19 protein-coding genes are annotated in these 18200 nt (G+C 40.6%); 12 read left to right on the top strand and 7 right to left on the bottom strand.

Annotation, left to right across the window (positions count from 1 at the left end; genetic code table 11):
• Positions 1-115: 115 nt before the first annotated feature.
• The 3 genes from BFP75_RS07370 to BFP75_RS07380 all read left to right on the top strand — a co-directional run bounded on the left by BFP75_RS07370 (position 116) and on the right by BFP75_RS07380 (position 2402).
• Positions 116-1222: a M14 metallopeptidase family protein gene (locus BFP75_RS07370; protein ID WP_099544601.1), complete on the top strand. Its 1107-nt coding sequence runs from the start codon at positions 116-118 to the stop codon at positions 1220-1222.
• Positions 1223-1331: 109 nt separating this feature from the next.
• The gene (locus tag BFP75_RS07375) at positions 1332-1811 is read left to right on the top strand and encodes an Lrp/AsnC family transcriptional regulator (RefSeq protein WP_027066901.1); all 480 of its coding nucleotides are present in this window, start codon (positions 1332-1334) and stop codon (positions 1809-1811) included.
• Between the two features lie 75 nt (positions 1812-1886).
• Complete coding sequence (locus tag BFP75_RS07380; protein WP_099544602.1) at positions 1887-2402, top strand: DinB family protein; 516 nt, start codon at positions 1887-1889, stop codon at positions 2400-2402.
• Between the two features lies 1 nt (position 2403).
• Here the strand turns inward: BFP75_RS07380 and BFP75_RS07385 are convergent, their stop codons facing one another.
• Together BFP75_RS07385 and aroB are read right to left on the bottom strand one after the other, a co-directional pair.
• The gene (locus BFP75_RS07385) at positions 2404-2742 is read right to left on the bottom strand and encodes a hypothetical protein (protein ID WP_099544603.1); all 339 of its coding nucleotides are present in this window, start codon (positions 2740-2742) and stop codon (positions 2404-2406) included.
• A gap of 109 nt (positions 2743-2851) precedes the next feature.
• Complete coding sequence (gene aroB / locus BFP75_RS07390; protein WP_099544604.1) at positions 2852-3913, bottom strand: 3-dehydroquinate synthase; 1062 nt, start codon at positions 3911-3913, stop codon at positions 2852-2854.
• Positions 3914-4032: 119 nt separating this feature from the next.
• Here aroB and BFP75_RS07395 point away from each other — a divergent pair, with 119 nt between their 5' ends.
• A complete protein-coding gene (locus BFP75_RS07395; protein ID WP_099544605.1) occupies positions 4033-5199 on the top strand; it encodes a proline dehydrogenase family protein in 1167 nt (388 codons plus the stop codon).
• Here BFP75_RS07395 and BFP75_RS07400 read toward each other — a convergent pair whose 3' ends face one another.
• The 5 genes from BFP75_RS07400 to BFP75_RS07420 form a co-directional block, all read right to left on the bottom strand.
• Positions 5200-5583 carry a DUF4258 domain-containing protein gene (locus tag BFP75_RS07400; protein WP_099544606.1) on the bottom strand — a complete coding sequence of 128 codons (384 nt, stop codon included), beginning with the start codon at positions 5581-5583 and terminating at the stop codon, positions 5200-5202. It abuts the gene before it with no gap.
• 72 nt (positions 5584-5655) lie between these two features.
• On the bottom strand, positions 5656-6855 hold the full coding sequence (locus BFP75_RS07405) for an alanine dehydrogenase (RefSeq protein WP_099544607.1): 1200 nt from the start codon (positions 6853-6855) through the stop codon (positions 5656-5658).
• 95 nt (positions 6856-6950) lie between these two features.
• Complete coding sequence (locus BFP75_RS22330) at positions 6951-7325, bottom strand: hypothetical protein (RefSeq protein ID WP_240531725.1); 375 nt, start codon at positions 7323-7325, stop codon at positions 6951-6953.
• A 751-nt stretch (positions 7326-8076) separates the two neighbouring features.
• A complete protein-coding gene (gene tsaE, locus BFP75_RS07415; protein WP_099544609.1) occupies positions 8077-8490 on the bottom strand; it encodes a tRNA (adenosine(37)-N6)-threonylcarbamoyltransferase complex ATPase subunit type 1 TsaE in 414 nt (137 codons plus the stop codon).
• Positions 8491-8496: 6 nt separating this feature from the next.
• Positions 8497-10041 (bottom strand): response regulator, encoded by a 1545-nt coding sequence (locus tag BFP75_RS07420; RefSeq protein WP_099544610.1) that lies wholly within the window; start codon positions 10039-10041, stop codon positions 8497-8499.
• 201 nt (positions 10042-10242) lie between these two features.
• Here BFP75_RS07420 and BFP75_RS07425 point away from each other — a divergent pair, with 201 nt between their 5' ends.
• From BFP75_RS07425 to fabG, 8 genes are all read left to right on the top strand, one after another.
• Positions 10243-11472, top strand: a complete 1230-nt coding sequence (locus BFP75_RS07425) for an HD domain-containing protein (RefSeq protein ID WP_099544611.1) — start codon at positions 10243-10245, stop codon at positions 11470-11472.
• A 23-nt stretch (positions 11473-11495) separates the two neighbouring features.
• A complete protein-coding gene (lpxD, locus tag BFP75_RS07430) occupies positions 11496-12518 on the top strand; it encodes a UDP-3-O-(3-hydroxymyristoyl)glucosamine N-acyltransferase (protein WP_099544612.1) in 1023 nt (340 codons plus the stop codon).
• Entirely contained in the window at positions 12515-13912 is a 1398-nt protein-coding gene (locus tag BFP75_RS07435) for a bifunctional UDP-3-O-[3-hydroxymyristoyl] N-acetylglucosamine deacetylase/3-hydroxyacyl-ACP dehydratase (RefSeq protein WP_099544613.1), read from the top strand. Before lpxD ends, BFP75_RS07435 begins: the two co-directional genes overlap by 4 nt.
• Positions 13913-13922: 10 nt before the next feature.
• A complete protein-coding gene (gene lpxA / locus BFP75_RS07440; RefSeq protein ID WP_099544614.1) occupies positions 13923-14708 on the top strand; it encodes an acyl-ACP--UDP-N-acetylglucosamine O-acyltransferase in 786 nt (261 codons plus the stop codon).
• Between the two features lie 68 nt (positions 14709-14776).
• Positions 14777-15343, top strand: coding sequence for an elongation factor P (gene efp / locus BFP75_RS07445; RefSeq protein WP_099544615.1), 567 nt, complete (start codon positions 14777-14779; stop codon positions 15341-15343).
• Positions 15344-15353: 10 nt separating this feature from the next.
• Positions 15354-16289: a UDP-3-O-(3-hydroxymyristoyl)glucosamine N-acyltransferase gene (locus BFP75_RS07450; RefSeq protein ID WP_099544616.1), complete on the top strand. Its 936-nt coding sequence runs from the start codon at positions 15354-15356 to the stop codon at positions 16287-16289.
• Positions 16290-16451: 162 nt separating this feature from the next.
• The gene (gene sucD, locus BFP75_RS07455; RefSeq protein ID WP_099544617.1) at positions 16452-17324 is read left to right on the top strand and encodes a succinate--CoA ligase subunit alpha; all 873 of its coding nucleotides are present in this window, start codon (positions 16452-16454) and stop codon (positions 17322-17324) included.
• A gap of 96 nt (positions 17325-17420) precedes the next feature.
• The gene (gene fabG, locus BFP75_RS07460; RefSeq protein WP_099544618.1) at positions 17421-18170 is read left to right on the top strand and encodes a 3-oxoacyl-[acyl-carrier-protein] reductase; all 750 of its coding nucleotides are present in this window, start codon (positions 17421-17423) and stop codon (positions 18168-18170) included.
• The last annotated feature ends 30 nt before the right edge of the window (positions 18171-18200 follow it).

Here is an 18200-nt window from a genome sequence, read left to right on the forward strand (position 1 = left end):
TCTTATAAGCACTATTGGTGCTGAATACGTTTAGAAAACACATATTGAATGGTATTCCATAAAGTGGAAGCTTTGTTACAAGATTATATTATTTTCGCTCAATTAGTAAAAACGTATGTGGGACTACACAAATTATTTGAATTTTAAAGTGACTACCGTTGAAGGTAGGTATGTAACCAATGCACATATTGAAGGATTCCTAAATTCCTTGGGCGACCCATTTAATTTGGAGGTATTAGGGCGCTCCGTAGAAGAAAGACCGATTTATGGAATAAGCGTTGGTCATGGAGCAAAACGCGTTTTTATGTGGTCGCAAATGCATGGAAATGAATCCACTACGACCAAAGCGGTACTTGATTTGCTCAGTTTTCTAAAGAACGAATCGTCGTTGGCCAGCGAACTTTTGGGAAAAGTGACCTTAAAAATAATTCCCGTTCTTAATCCGGATGGCGCAAAGGCTTACACTAGATTCAATGCAAATCAAATCGACCTAAATAGGGATGCCCAGAAAAAAAGCCAACCTGAGAGCCAAGTGCTAAGAAAAGCATTTGAAGATTTTAGTCCTAACTATTGTTTTAATCTACATGATCAACGGACCATTTTCAACGTAGGCAATGAAGAAAGACCCGCAACGGTGTCTTTTTTGGCTCCTTCCTTTGATGAAGGACGAAACAACTCATCATTCAGGGGTGTCGCCATGAACATTATCGCGGCCATGGATTATGAGCTGCAAAAATTGATACCAGGTCAAGTTGGTCGGTTTGATGATTCTTTTAATCCAAATTGTGTTGGAGATGCATTTCAAATGGAAGGAATTCCCACCATTCTTTTTGAAGCAGGTCATTATTACGAAGATTACCAAAGGGAAAAGACGCGTGAATATATTTTCAAATCCCTTTATAAGGCTATAGATACCATAGCCAATGAGCAAATGAACGACTATCCATTGGAGGCCTATTTTAAAATACCCCAAAACAACAAATTATATGTGGATATCCTTTTGGAAAATGCCCATGTCTTGGATAAATCTTTGCGGGAAAAGGATTGTATCTCATTGATTTACAAGGAAATATTGACAAAAAATAGAATAACATTCGTTCCTTCCATTGCTGAAAAAGGCTTTAGGACAGGGCAATATTTTGGTCATAGAACGGTGGATTGTCTTAATGAGGAAGACATGCAATGGTTGAGTTCCCAAAAAATCCCTGAATTGATAAAATAGTAAGATTAATTATGGTTAGGTTTACGGACATTACGATTTTCGTACAAAAACATAATATTCTCTATAATTCTTTTTAATATTTTTTATTTTTGCATAAAATTAATCAACTATGGGTAAAGTTAAATTAGACGAAATTGACCACCAAATTCTGGATATGTTAATCGATAACACCAGAACACCTTTTACCGATATTGCAAAAAAACTTTTAATTTCCGCAGGAACCGTACATGTGAGGGTGAAGAAAATGGAGGAAGCCGGAATTATTAAAGGTTCATCGCTTACATTGGATTATGTTAAACTTGGCTATGCTTTTATTGCCTATGTAGGTATATTCTTGGAGAAAACGCATCAGACCAAATTTGTGCTTGAACGCTTGAACCAGATTCCAAACGTGACCATTGCACACATTACCACGGGGAAGTTTAATATCTTCTGTAAAATCAGGGCAAAGGACACCACACACGCCAAGAACATCATTTTCAAGATTGATGATATCGATGGTATCAGTAGAACGGAGACCATGATTTCCTTGGAAGAAAGTTTCAATGATAAGAAACGTTTGATGCACACCATTTTTAACGAACTTTAGTTTATTTTTTACGATATTGCAAGGCCCAATCAATTTTTGATTGGGCTTTTTTGACGTAACCTTGGGCCAAAAAGTATGAGAAAATCAGAATTACCGGATTTAGGTACTTCCAACTTTTATGATACGTATATAAATACGTTGGAGGACGTTAATCTTATGGATGCCTTTTATGAAGGAAAGGAGTGGTTTCTAGATTATGTAAAGGACCTTCCCCTGGAGCAACTTGGGTATGCCTATGGGGAAAATAAATGGACCATTGCAGAGGTGTTGATACATATCATCGATACGGAGCGTATTTTCCAATATAGGGCCTTCCGGTTTTCGAGAAACGACAAGGTTGAATTGCCCGGTTTTGATCAGGATGCCTACATATTGGAAAGCAATAGTCTCAATAGGACCAAAGAGGATATCCTTGAGGACTACCTGGCCGTTCGCAACGCTACTATCACCCTTTTTAAAAATTTGGGAAATGCCCAATTGGGTCGTGTGGGTACTGCAAGTGGAATTTCATGGAGTGTCGCAGCATTGGGTTTTGCCATTAGCGGGCACCAAAAGCATCACGCCAATATCCTAATGGAAAAATATTCCTAAACTAATCATACTCTGAATACGCATCCTCATCGGATTCATAGTTCATCTCCATTTCAGGAATGATTTCTTCTTCTTCCTGCATTACTTCTTCGGGAGTTTTACTTTCAAGTTCCTTTTCAATGGTATCTTCAAAGTTGGCAATGAAATTGGAAAGACTTTTACTGATCTTAACTAGGTACAGCGTATCCTCTGTTCTAAGTTCCACGGCTTCCACATATTCGCCATGGGCATTTTTGAATACGATAATGTCTTCATCACCATAGCCATAGGGATATTTTTCGATTAACAGGGACGCAAGCCTATGGTCCAATTTTTTGTAGTCGATAAGTCGTCTGGTCATAATAGTTTAGGTCAGTTGTGGTTTTATTTTATTCTTGACCTAAACTAATTATTTAATCAACTCGTAAATGTAAAGAGTTGTGAAACAGTGGTTTTAGTATATGAAAATTTTATTCCATGTAGTATGCAAAGGCTTGCTGAAATAAATCGGGAGAAATGGTTACATCAATTTGGGTTTTACCAATACGACTTAAGAGGACAAAATTGATGTTTCCGTGTGAATTCTTTTTATCATATTTCAGAAGTTCGAGAATAGCCGTGATATCCTTTTCGGTAAATTCAACCCTTTTGTAGTACTTCAAAAAGGTTGTCTTTATATCCGCCAGCTGCTCTTGGGACAATCCTGTAATCCTGTATGAAAGGTATCCCTCCGTAATCATTCCAATGGCAATTGCCTCGCCATGTAGCAAGGTTTCCTTGTTTTCATTTTCCAAAAAGTAGGACTCTACGGCATGCCCCAAGGTATGTCCGTAATTCAAGATTTTCCGAATGTTTTGTTCGGTAGGGTCCTCTAGCACGACCTTGTTCTTAAATTCTACGGAAGGAAAAATATGATTCTTTAATTCGTTGATGGAACGAACCTCTTTTAGCGATTCCCAATAATCCGCATCTCCAATAAGACCATGTTTGAGCATTTCTGCAAAGCCACTGGTAATCTGTCTTTCGTTCAATGTTTCCAGGAAATCCGATACTATCAAAACCATTTCCGGCTGATTGATGACCCCGATCTGGTTTTTCAAGGGCCCTAGGTCAACACCCGTTTTTCCGCCAACGGAAGCATCAACCATGGACAAGAGGGTAGTAGGTACGTTTATAAAGTGAATCCCTCTTTTAAAGGTAGAGGCCACAAACCCCCCAAGATCCGTCAAGACCCCTCCGCCCAGATTGATCATAAGACTCTTTCGGTCCGCTCCAAGTTCGGAAAGGGCTTCCCAAACACCTACACAAGTTTCTATGGTCTTGTTGATTTCCCCTGATTCTATTTCAATGATTTCAAAAGTATACTCCCCTGCAATTTCAGACATAAATTGTGGCAAACACAATTCATGGGTGTTCTCGTCCACCAAAATAAAAATAGTGGAGTAGTTATGGGAAGCTAAGTGTGAATTTAGAACTTCAAATGCCATTTTGTCAAAATGGACCGAATAAGAATCTGATACTATGGACTGCATGGAACCTAAATTATATATAGACCAAAAATCTTTAATTTAAGAGCGCAAAATAATGGTTATTTTAATCAATAGAATATAAATCCTGTCTTTATCTTTGGTGCCTTAAAAATTGTCTGCATATGGATGCTATTTTTGAGAATACGGCAACCGCTTTTTCTTTAAAGACGGATTCTGAACTGGAACGGGCCTATTTTCTCTTTAAGATGATTGCCAATGAGCCGCTTGTAAAGATTGGAACGGCAATGACCAATTTTGCCATTAAGGCACATCTTCCTGTCGAAGGTCTCATTAGGGCTACCGTATTCGACCATTTTTGCGGAGGTGTCAATGAAGCCGACTGCATGCCGGTTGTGGACAAAATGTTCGAAAAGGGGGTATGTTCCGTTTTGGATTACTCGGTAGAGGGCAAGGATGAAGAAGACCCTTTTGACAACGCCACGGCAATGATCTTGAAAATCTTGGATTTTGTAAAAGAAAAGGATGCCATTCCGTTTGCCGTATTCAAACCATCTGGATTTGGAAGATTTGCCCTATACCAAAAGATAAGCGAAGGCGGGAAATTATCCGAAAAGGAAGAGGCCGAATGGCAACGGGTCATCAATAGATTTGATAAAGTGTGCAAAAAGGCGCATGACCTGGATGTCTCTTTGTTGATAGATGGGGAAGAAAGCTGGATGCAAGATGCAGCAGACCAGCTTGCCGAGGACATGATGCGCAAATACAACAAGAAGAAAGCGATTGTTTTCAATACTTTACAGACCTATAGATGGGATAGGTTACCCTATTTAAAGGATTTGTACGAAAGTGCGGACAAGGAAGGATTTAAGATTGGAATCAAGGTAGTTCGTGGCGCCTATATGGAAAAGGAAAATGAGCGGGCCAGGGAAAAGGGATACCCAAGCCCTATTTGTGAGTCAAAAGCGGCTACCGACGAAAATTTTGATGCCACTATCGCCTATATGCTCGAAAATTTGGAGGTAATGTCTATATTTTCAGGAACACATAATGAAAATAGCTGTTATAAGCTGATGCAGTTGATGAAGGAAAAGAAAGTTGACAACGATCACAAGGACATTTGGTTTGGACAACTTTACGGTATGAGCGACCATATTTCCTTCAACCTCGCTGCCCATGGTTATAATGTGGCAAAGTACCTTCCTTTTGGACCGGTTAGGGACGTTATGCCCTATTTGATCCGCAGGGCGGAGGAGAACACATCGGTAGCGGGGCAAACTAGTAGGGAACTTTCCTTATTGAAAAAGGAACGTAAACGGAGAAAAATCTAGTTATTTAACGGAGACTGATTCAATACTGGCCTTATCCGGACAGTTTTTCACCCAAGCTTCCAATTTTAAATCCTCCTTTTCACCTTCAATAAAGTACGATTTACAAGGTGAACTTTTTGTGTTGCTTGTGGAGAAATCCACATCTCCTTCAGTGAGGAGATAAACGATATCCAAACTATCCAATTCCTTTTCCGCTAGTTGTCTTTCTACCTCGTTGGAATAATATAATGATTTGGACCGAATGTCCTTTAAGGTTCTACAGTTGGGGAAATAGCAAAAACTGACTCCGGTTTCGTCCGATTTTTTTCGTAAAAACATTGCCAAAAAAACAATCCCGATGGCAAGTCCGCCCATATAAAATCCCAAACGTTTAAAAAAACTCATTGCAAGAAATCAAGGTTAAAGGGCGTAAAATTATGGGATCACATTGGATGCTGAAAGTAAGTTGGGGTAATTCTAAAAAATTAGGAAGTTGATATCGCTATAAGAGAGGTCGAACCAATCCCCAACAGATTTATTGGTTAGTATACCATGGTACATATAGAGTCCGTTGCGAAGCCCCTTGTCAAAGCGAAGCGAATTTTCCAAACCTCCGTCCTCACCGATTTTTAGTAGATATGGGGTGAAAATATTACTGATGGAAACCGAAGCCGTTTTAGGATACCTTGAGGGTATATTGGGCACTCCGTAGTGGAGTACACCAGATTTTTCGATAGTGGGTTTATTATGGTTGGTAATCTCACTGGTTTCAAAACAGCCGCCCGTATCAATACTTACATCAATAATGACCGCTCCTTTTTTCATGTGTTCCACCATGGTACTCGTAACGATTATAGGAGACCTACCTTTACCTCGGGTAGCTCCAATGGCCACATCACAGCGTTTTAAGGCCTTTAAAAGATTCTTAGGTTGAATGGTAGAAGTATAAACGGTTTGTTTAAGATTGGTCTGAATATTTCGCAGCCTGGTTATGGAATTATCGAAAATCTTCACATTGGCCCCAAGTCCTATGGCCGATCGTGCGGCATATTCCCCAACGGTTCCGGCACCAATGATGACCACTTCCGCAGGTGGTACCCCACTTATGTTGCCAAACATGAGTCCATTTCCTTTATTGGTCGCCGCCATGAGTTCTGCAGCGATAAGAACGGAAGCCGTTCCTGCAATTTCACTTAATGACCGTACTGCGGGATATTTGCCATCTTCATCGCGAATGTATTCAAACGCAATGGCCGTAATCCTTTTTTGGGCCAACTCCTCAAAGTAACCTTTGTTTTGTGTTTTGATTTGCAAGGCCGATATCACCGTTGTCTGTGGGTGTATCATGGCAATCTCTGAAAGGGTGGGGGGCTCCACTTTTAATAGTAACGGACAGGAGAATACTTTTTTTGTGTCCCTTGTAATTTCACCACCGGCATCCACGTAATCCTTATCAGTAAAGTTGGCCCCTTCACCAGCACCTGATTCCAATAGAACCCTGTGTCCGTTGGAGGTAATGGCGTTTACTGCGTCTGGGGTTAGGCAAATACGTTTTTCTTGGTATTGGTTCTCCTTGGGTATACCAATAAATAGTTCCCCTTTTTGTCTAAGGACTTCCAGGGTTTCCTCTTGCGGCAGTAATTGCTGTTTACTAAAAGGAGAGCTAGGTTGGTTCATATATGGGTATCTAAAAAAGGAATTTTTAGTCCTAAATCAAATGTACGATTTTTAGATAAACGTTAGTTCCCAAAAATCATGGGTAACCCAGATTCTTAAAACTTAAAATGAAACCAGCTTTGTATTTTATCCTGAAAAACTTTAAGGCCCTGTTCAATATTGTCCGTGGAGAGTTTTCGGTTTATTTCTTCGGAAAGCGATTCGGCCTTTAGTTCGTCCGGGGAATCATTCGATTTCTCTAAAGTATTGGATGTATAGCCATCCGAAATATTTTTTTCCTTTAATTCCTCCAATTCCGCTTCCATAGCCTCCAAATCGATACCATGGACATACTTGTCGTAAAGTTTTATCCTAATAAAGTATACAAATGGAATTATGACCATGCATATTGGCAGAAGCCATAAAACATTCTCAGAATCTATGTACTTATTTTTTGAATATAGAACTTCAAAAAGTTGAAATACATACATAGTAACTGGTATTAAAATGATATGATACCACCAATGCTTACATGTAAAAAACCAAATTAATAGAAGATATAGAGGTACAATTTTACCAAGTAGAAACCATGCATAAACACTAAGATTTGCAAACCCATTTTCGTCGATTTCGAATCCCAAGAAGTTAATTGTAGCACCTTCCTCAGACGAAACATAGTCATGTAGTTTAAAAATGAAGGGCGAGGCTAGAATTAAAAAAACCATTAAGGAGTCCAGAAACAACTTCCTTTTCGCTTGCTTTCTTTCTGACTTATTCATTTTCTCCGTCAATATTACTTCGCTTAAAACGTATGCTAGAATAATACAACGAAAAAAAGGACAATTTATTGATTGTCCTTTTGTTAATTTAAATAAACTATTAAAAATAGTACTATTAATTCTTATTTGATTTTCTGATAAGTGTTCTATCCACACTTAGTTTTTGGTCTACTACTATAGGAGATATAAGTCCTAAGAGGAAGAAGCCTAACACCATGGCGGCTAAAAAAGTTCTTTTATTTTTCATTTTCTCTAGGGGTTTTTAGTTAGTACTCTACTTGTTCTTGTACAAACGTAAGAAAAAATGGACAAACAAAATGTATTTAATCGTTAAAATTATGTATTTCAACGTGAAAATTGTGCATTTTATCGATTTCAATGTGTTTCATCGAAAAAATACAATAAAAACCTCTTAAAAACGATGTGGTTTATTTTAGAAAACAAAGGTAATTCTAGTTGGGATCTATCCAAATGATGTTAGTCTTCTTGTTGTAGCATCCAGAATTTCAATTTTTAAGGCAATCAAGTCATCGGGCAAAAGGGAAGGAATTTTTTCTGGCCATTCCATAAAAATATAGGCATCGGTACTAAAATAGTCTTCCAGTCCAAAATCCAGGGCTTCCATTTCGTCCTTCAGTCGGTAAAAATCAAAATGGTAGGCGATAAGGTTCCCCTGGCTATCAGCATATTCATTGACCAGTCCAAAGGTAGGACTGCTTACTTCGTCAACACCACCCAACTCCTTGACAAGGGCCTTGATCAAGGTAGTTTTTCCGGCACCCATGGGAGCGTAGAAAGCAAATGTTTTAAAAGGAACTTCTTTTAAGATAGATTTCGCGATTTCTTGAATGTTACTTTCTTTATAAACCCGTTCCATTGCAGACTATTTGGGTTCCAAAACTACAAAAGGCACGATCATTTCTTCCAAGGAAACACCCCCATGTTGGTAGGTATTCCTGTAATAGCTTACGTAATGGTTGTAATTGTTGGGATAGGCAAAGAAAAAATCGTTCTTGGCAAAAATAAAGGAACTGCTTACGTTAATGTTGGGAAGAAAAATAGTTTTAGGGTCTTTGGCGGCGAATACATCTTTTTCCTCATAACTTAGACTCCGCCCCGTTTTGTAGCGCAGGTTTAAACTCGTATCCCGATCTCCTATTACTTTGGACGGTGATTTTACATTGATGGTTCCATGATCCGTTGTAATGATTAATTTCATACCCAATTGTTGTGCTTGCTGTATGATTTCAAGCAAAGGGGAATTCTTAAACCAACTTTGGGTAAGTGACCGGTAGGCCTTATCGTTGGAAGCCAGTTCCTTGATTACCTCCATTTCGGTTTTGGAGTGAGAGAGCATGTCCACAAAATTGTAGACAATCACCGTAAGGTCATTGTCCTTTTGGGATTTGAAATTTTGAGATAATTGCTTCCCCTGTTTTAAACTACTGATTTTATGGTACTCCCATTTTAAATCTAATCCTAGGCGTTTTAGCTGTGACTCCAAAAACCTATCCTCGTAAAGATTTTTCCCTCCTTCATCCGTATCGTTCTTCCACCAATCCGGATATTTTTTCTCCATATCCAAAGGGGTAAGTCCAGAAAAAATCGCATTTCGTGCATACTGGGTGGCTGTGGGCAAAATACTATAATAGGATTTTTCCGTGGTCTTTTTGTAAAAGGAACCTACCGCATCCTCAAAGGAATACCATTGGTCGTATCGCAGATTGTCCACAACGATCAAAAGTGTTTTTCCTTCCTTCATTTCTGGGGCTATCCAATTTTTAAAGAGGGTATGGGACATTACGGGTGCCTCTGCACCATGGAACCAATCTTCGTAATTTTTATCCACGAACTTTCCAAATTGGTTATTGGCTTCAATCTTTTGCGATTCCAGAATTTCGAACATACCGCTATCCTCTATTTGTTCCAATTGTAGTTCCCAGTAAATCAATTTCTTATATAGTTCCGCCCATTCCTCAAAGGAATTGACCATGGAAAGGTTCATGGCAATTTTCCGAAATTCCTGCTGATAATTGCTGGTTGTCTTTTCCGATACCAATCTGGAATGGTCCAGACTCTTTTTCAGCGAGAGCAGTATTTGATTGGGGTTTACTGGTTTTATGAGGTAATCGGCGATTTTTGAACCAATGGCCTCTTCCATAATAAATTCTTCCTCACTTTTGGTAATCATCACCACGGGCAAGGAGGAATCGATGACCTTTATTTCGCTTAGCGTTTCAAGTCCGGAAATGCCGGGCATATTTTCGTCCAAAAAAACGATATCCACGCGTGTCTTTTCGAGTTCTTCTAAAGCTTCCTGTCCGCTTTGGCAGGTAATCACGTCATAATTTTTATTTTGTAGAAAGAGAATGTGAGGCTTTAACAGATCCACTTCATCGTCCACCCAAAGTATTTTTATTTTATTCATTCAGAATTCTTATACGTTGTTCGTTGTTCGTTGTCGGTTGTTGGTGGTTAAAGAAACTACTTTTCACTTTTCATTCTTCACTTTTCACTTTTAACTATCTCAAGTCTCACATCTCAATGCTGACATCTCAATTCTAACCACATGGTATTGCCTCAATTATTTGCATAACTTTGAAAATCAGATGTCATTTCTTTGTATTAAATGAAACCCAACAAGCTTACTATATTCAACGATCCAATTTACGGATTTATTAGCATTCCCAGTGATTTGATTTTTGACCTGATTGCACATCCGTATTTTCAGAGATTGCGCAGAATTTCCCAAATGGGGCTTTCTTATTTGGTATATCCGGGTGCTCACCATACCCGGTTTCACCATGCCTTGGGTAGCATGTACCTTATGCAAAAATCGATACGGGTACTTCGCTATAAAGGGGTGGATATTTCGGAGGCGGACGAGAAGGGACTTTTGGGGGCGATTCTTTTACACGATATAGGTCATGGACCATTTTCACATGCCATGGAACATAGTATCGTAAACGGAGTTAGCCACGAGCATATATCATTGCAGTTCATGAAAGAACTGAATGTTGCCTTTAAAGGGGAGTTGGATGGGGCCATCGCAATATTTACTAGGAAACATCCCAAAAAGTTTTTGAATCAATTGGTTTCAAGTCAGCTAGATATGGACCGATTGGACTATCTAAAGCGGGATAGTTTTTATACCGGGGTTTCTGAAGGAAATACCAATGCCGATAGGCTCATCACCATGTTGAATGTGGTAGACGGTAATCTCGTAGTGGAGGAGAAGGGGATTTACTCCGTGGAAAAGTTTTTAATGGCCCGCCGTTTTATGTATTGGCAGGTGTATCTACATAAAACAGGGGTAGTAGCGGAACAGATACTGATCAGTATTTTGAAAAGGGCCCGATATTTAATCGATAATGGCATAGATCTTTATGCCAGTAGGCCATTGCTGTTTTTTCTACAAAACGATATACATCGTGAAAACTTTGACGCCAAGGTTCTTGAATTGTTCTCCAAACTGGACGATGTAGATATCCTTTCGGCCATAAAAAATTGGCAGGATGCCGAGGATAAAGTATTGGCCACACTTTGCAAAATGCTTATCAATAGAAAACTCTTGCACATAAAAGTAAAGAAGGAACCCATTAAGAAGGAGAAATTATCCAAAAAAAAAGAAAGGGTAGGGGCGTTGTTAGGGCTAACTACGGACGATGATATCTCCTATTTCTTTTTTACGGGAGAAATCGAGAATAGGGCCTACAATCAGGAAAGCCAAAACATCCATATATTACGAAAAAATGGCAAGATCGTAGATGTGGCAAAACTTTCGGACCACTTGAATATTACAGCACTGTCAAAAACTGTCACCAAATATTATATCTGTTACCCTAAAGAGGCCGTATAACAATTTTTCTTACATTTGTGCCCATGGTGTTTACAGCAGGTCAAATTGCGGGTATTTTAGAGGGTGAAGTCCATGGAAATCCAGAGATAGCCGTTCATAAATTGGCCAAGATCGAGGAGGGTGAAAAGGGCTCTTTGACCTTTTTGGCCAACCCCAAGTACACGGCCCATATTTACAAAACAAAAGCTTCCATTACCATTGTAAACAAGGATTTTATTCCTGAACAACATTTGGAAACCACCCTCATTAAAGTTGAGGACGCCTACAAATCATTCTCCAAATTGCTGGAATACTACAACCAGGTAAAAAATAATAAGATAGGTATTGAACAACCGGTTTATAAATCGGATTCCGCAACCTTCGGGGACGGACTATATTTAGGGGCCTTTTCCTATATAGGCAGTAACGTAGTCATTGGGAATAACGTTAAAATCTATCCAAACGTCTATATTGGCGACAATGTGCGTATTGGTGATAATGTGGTTGTTTTTGCCGGGGCCAAGATTTATTCGGAAAGCATCATCGGTAATAACTGTGTGGTGCACAGTGGTGTTATTATAGGTGCCGATGGTTTTGGTTTCACCCCAAATTCCGAAGGGGAATTCAGCAAGGTGCCACAAACGGGAAACGTCATTCTTGAGGACAATGTGGATGTTGGGGCAGGCACTACGATCGATAGGGCCACCTTAGGGTCTACCATATTGAGAAAAGGTGTGAAGCTGGACAATCAAATTCAGATTGCCCACAACGTGGAAATAGGGGAACATACCGTGATTGCGGCCCAAACCGGAGTAGCGGGTTCCACCAAGATAGGAAAGCATTGTATGATAGGGGGACAAGTTGGAATCGTGGGACATATTGTTATTGGCAATTATGTCAAGATTCAAGCACAGTCCGGGATAGGAAGAAATATAAAGGACAATGAAGTCCTACAGGGATCGCCTGCCCTTAATTATGGCGACTTCAATAAATCCTACGTACACTTTAAAAACTTACCTAAAATAATTAACAGAATCGACAACTTGGAAAATAAGGATCGACGATGAACACAAACGAAAAACAACGCACCATTGGGGAAGAGGTTTCCCTTACAGGTGTTGGTTTGCATACTGGAGAGAACGTAACCATAAAATTTGTTCCCGCTCCTGAAGACCATGGCTATAAATTTAAGCGTGTAGACCTTGAAGGAGAACCGATCATTGAGGCTGATGCCAATTATGTGGTAAACACCCAGCGAGGCACCAATCTTGAAAAGAACGGGGTGAAAATCCATACCTCGGAGCATGTATTGGCCGCCCTTGTAGGTCTCGAAATAGACAATGTCCTCATAGAATTGGACTCTCCGGAACCTCCAATTATGGACGGTTCCGCAAAGTTTTTTGTAGCGGCTCTTGAAAAGGCAGGCATTGTGGAACAGGAAGCATTGCGAGAAGAATATGTTGTAAAGGAGGTATTGACCTATAAGGATGAATCCAGCGGTAGCGAAATTACCGTAATACCCGCCGATGAGTATCAAGTCACCACCATGGTGGATTTTGGAACAAAAGTTTTGGGTACCCAAAACGCTACTCTTGAAAAATTATCCGATTTTAAAAAGGAGATTTCCGCAGCACGTACCTTTAGTTTTTTGCACGAGCTTGAAATGCTTTTGGAAAACGGACTGATCAAAGGAGGTGATTTGAACAATGCCATCGTCTACGTTGACAAGGAAATTTCAGAGGCAACCATGAAAAAATTGGAAAAGGCCTTTAACAAAGAGAAACTTTCCGTTAAGCCCAATGGTATATTGGACAACCTAACCTTGCATCAGCCCAATGAGGCCGCACGTCACAAGCTTTTGGACGTGGTTGGTGATTTGGCACTTGCAGGTATGAGAATCAGGGGAAAGGTAATTGCCAACAAACCGGGTCATTTTGTAAACACCCAGTTCGCTAAAAAATTATCCAAAATCATAAAGTTGGAGAAAAGAAACAATGTGCCCAAATATGATTTGAGCCAAACTCCATTGATGGATGTCACTCAAATTATGAAGATGTTGCCACATAGGCCACCATTTTTGTTGGTCGATAAGATTTTGGAATTATCAGATACACACGTTGTAGGTGTGAAAAACGTTACCATGAACGAGCCTTTCTTTGTAGGTCATTTTCCTGGAGCACCCGTTATGCCGGGGGTTTTACAAGTGGAGGCAATGGCCCAAACGGGAGGGATATTGGTCTTGAGTACCGTACCGGACCCCGAAAATTATTTAACGTTCTTCATGAAAATGGACAATGTGAAGTTTAAAAGGCCGGTGCTTCCCGGGGATACCTTAATTTTTAAGTGCGATTTAATCTCGCCCATAAGAAGAGGTATCTGTCATATGCAAGCCTATGCGTACGCCAATGATAAATTGGTTTCGGAGGCTGAACTGATGGCCCAAATCGTAAAATCAAAATAATCGAAACTATATGAATCAGCCGCTGGCATACGTCCATCCAGGCGCAAAGATTGCAAAGAACGTGGTCATTGAACCATTCACCACCATACACAACAATGTAACGATTGGTGAAGGTACCTGGATCGGTTCCAACGTCACCATCATGGAGGGTGCTAGAATCGGGAAAAATTGCAACATTTTTCCGGGTGCCGTCATTTCCGCACCTCCGCAAGACCTAAAGTATAAAGGCGAGGAAACAACCGTGGTCATAGGAAACGGAACCACCATAAGGGAGTGTGCCACCATCCATAAAGGAACTTCGGACCGCATGAAAACGGTCATTGGCAAAAATTGTCTTATCATGGCCTATTGCCATGTCGCCCATGATTGTTTGGTAGGAAATAATTGTATTTTTTCGAATAATTCTACGCTAGCCGGACATGTGACTATTGGCGACAACGTCATTTTGGCCGGTTTGGTTGCCGTACATCAATTTGTATCGGTAGGGCAGCACGCATTTGTTACCGGGGGATCGCTGGTTAGAAAGGATGTGCCACCATATGTAAAGGCGGCCAGGGAGCCACTTTCCTATGTAGGTATAAATTCCGTTGGACTTAGGCGCAGAGGATACCAATCGGAAAAAATAAGGGAGATTCAGAATATCTATAGAATTCTATATCAGAAAAATTACAACAACACCCAAGCGGTCCAAATTTTGGAAGCAGAGATGGAGGCAACTCCGGAGCGGGACGAAATACTTCAGTTTATAAGGGATTCTCAACGAGGAATCATGAAAGGGTATTTCAGTAATAGTTAATTACCTTAATTTTGCAGCTGCTTGTTTTTAAATAGTAGTTTATCATAAATCATTTTAAGTAAATAAGAATGGCATCTACATCGGATATTAGAAAAGGATTGTGCATTAGATACAATAACGATATTTATAAGATTATCGAATTTTTGCATGTTAAACCAGGCAAGGGCCCAGCCTTTGTAAGAACGAAACTTAAGAGCGTTACTACCGGAAAAGTTTTGGACAATACGTTCTCCGCAGGTCACAAGATTGAGGACGTGCGTGTGGAGACACGCTCCTATCAATTTTTGTACGCAGAAGGGGAGACATATCATTTTATGAATACGGAGGACTACAACCAGCTTACATTATCAGAGGGTGCTCTTGACGCTCCGGGACTTTTGAAGGAGGGTGAAGTCGTAAAGATCATGTTCAATACGGAGGATAGCATGCCCTTATCCGTGGAAATGCCTGCCAGCGTGGTTTTGGAAATAACGTATACGGAACCTGGTGTAAAGGGAAATACGGCCACCAACGCTACGAAGCCTGCAAAGGTTGAAACGGGTGCCGAGGTAAATGTACCCTTATTCATCAACGAGGGCGATAAAATTAAAATAGATACCTCCAGCGGTTCTTATATGGAACGCGTAAAGGAATAAAACGACGTCCTTGAAATTTCCAACTACATTCACGCTTAAACAGATATCAGAAATCATACAAACCGACTATGTTGGTGATTCTGATTTTCCTGTGATGGGCATGAACGAAATCCATGTGGTGGAACAAGGGGATATCGTATTTGTGGATCATCCAAAGTATTATGATAAGGCCTTGAATTCCAAGGCTACCGTAATTCTTATCAATAAAGAGGTAGATTGCCCTGCTGGCAAGGCCCTTTTGGTTTCAGATGATCCTTTCAGGGATTTCAACAAACTCACGCAGTATTTTAGTCCCTTTGTTGCTTCGGTCAGAATGATATCCAATTCGGCCATAATCGGAAAAAATACCGTGATACAACCCAATGTGTTTATTGGAAACAACGTTACCATCGGCGACAATTGTGTGATCCATTCCAACGTGAGCATTTATGACAATTGTATTATTGGGAACGGAGTTACTATCCATGCGGGTACCGTGCTTGGGTCCGATGCCTTCTACTATAAAAATAGGCCAGAGGGTTTTGATAAATTACTATCCGGCGGAAGGGTGGTTCTAGAGGACAATGTGGACCTTGGCGCCCTGTGCACCATAGATAGGGGCGTTACCGGCGACACGACCATAGGAGAAGGTAGCAAGTTGGACAATCAAGTACATGTAGGTCATGATACCGTTATAGGCAAAAAGTGTTTGATCGCTTCCCAAACCGGTATTGCCGGTTGTGTGGTCATTGAGGATGAAGTGACCCTTTGGGGCCAGGTTGGGACCAATAGTGGCATTACTATAGGAAAAAAGGCGGTTATTATGGGACAGACAGGAGTTACCAAGTCGGTTGCAGGAGGTAAAAGCTATTTTGGAACTCCTATAGAAGAATCAAGGGAAAAGCTGAAGCAATTGGCTTACACTAAAAGAATTCCGGAAATATTAAAAAAACTTGAAGATAAATAAGAAGCGGAATACTTTAGTATTCTTTGTCAATCATATATTTTTGCAAAAGAATTCTACCTCGGGGCTAGCCTACGAGGCATTCACAAGGAACTATTTTTAATTTCTAGGCAAGTCAACTGGTATTTAACGCGTTGGCGGTGCCAATAAAAACCAAACAGCAGTATGAGCGTTTTAGTAAACAAGGATTCCAAAATAATTGTACAGGGATTTACAGGAAGTGAAGGTACTTTTCATGCCGAGCAAATGATCGAATATGGCACCAATATCGTTGGAGGCGTAACTCCGGGAAAGGGTGGCCAAGAGCATTTGGGAAAACCTGTTTTTAATACTGTAAGCGAAGCTGTTGAAAAAGTAGGTGCCGATACTTCCATCATTTTTGTACCACCTGCTTTTGCCGCCGATGCCATTATGGAAGCTGCCGATGCTGGAATCAAAGTTATTATTACCATTACCGAAGGCATACCCGTGGCCGATATGGTCATCGCTGCCAACTATGTCAAGGACAGGAACTGTAGATTGATCGGTCCAAACTGCCCAGGTGTCATTACGCCTGGAGAGGCCAAGGTAGGTATCATGCCTGGTTTCGTATTTAAGAAAGGGACTATTGGAATCGTTTCTAAGTCTGGTACACTTACCTATGAGGCTGCTGATCAAGTGGTAAGACAAGGATTGGGTATTACAACGGCCATAGGTATTGGAGGTGACCCGATAATTGGAACAACGACCAAGGAAGCGGTTGAGCTTTTGATTAACGACCCAGAAACCGAATGTGTAGTAATGATCGGTGAAATTGGCGGTCAGTTAGAGGCTGATGCCGCAAAATGGTATAAGGAAAGTGGTAGCAGTAAGCCGATTGTTGGTTTTATAGCCGGGGAAACCGCCCCAGCAGGTAGAACCATGGGGCATGCGGGAGCCATTGTGGGTGGAAGTGACGATACGGCCCAGGCCAAAAAGAAGATAATGAGGGAACATGGAATTCATGTAGTGGATTCCCCTGCCGAGATAGGTGCCAAGGTAAAAGAAGTAATGTCATAAAACACACTTAAAATCTATAGTAAAATCCCGTTTTTGCGGGATTTTTTTTCGCCTATATACTTATATTTGATAATCGACCATAGAAATAACTATTAAATGAAACTTTTAGAAGGAAAAAATGTAATCATAACCGGTGCCAGCCGTGGCATTGGAAAAGGAATAGCCAAAGTATTTGCCCAACATGGTGCCAACATAGCATTTACCTATAGTTCTAGCGAAACTCCTGCATTGGAATTGGAAAAAGAGCTAAGTGGGCTAGGTGTAAAGGCGAAAGCGTATAAAAGTAATGCGGCAAGCTATGCCGAGGCCGAAACACTTGTAACAGAGGTGTTGAAGGATTTTGATGGGGTAATCGATGTTCTAATAAACAATGCGGGCATTACAAAAGATAATTTGTTGATGCGCATGTCAGAAGAGGATTTTGATTCTGTGATGGACATCAACTTAAAATCCGTCTTCAACATGACCAAGGCCACACAGCGTACCTTCCTAAAACAACGCAAAGGGTCTATTATCAATATGAGCAGTGTGGTAGGGGTGAAAGGAAATGCCGGACAGACCAATTACGCAGCTTCCAAAGCCGGAATGATCGGGTTTACAAAATCCGTCGCCTTGGAACTTGGCTCCAGAAATATTAGATGCAATGCCATCGCCCCAGGTTTCATAGAAACTGAAATGACGGAAAAGCTGGATGAAAAAACGGTCCAAGGTTGGCGGGATGGTATTCCCTTAAAGCGAGGGGGAACCACAGAGGATATTGCCAACGCATGCCTGTTCTTTGCCTCTGATCTATCGGCCTATGTCACCGGACAAGTCCTTAATGTGGATGGTGGTATGCTAACCTAGGCATTCCTGTTTTTATGGACATCTAAAAGT

Source organism: Maribacter sp. 4G9 (genome assembly GCF_002742265.1).
Taxonomy (GTDB): domain Bacteria; phylum Bacteroidota; class Bacteroidia; order Flavobacteriales; family Flavobacteriaceae; genus Maribacter.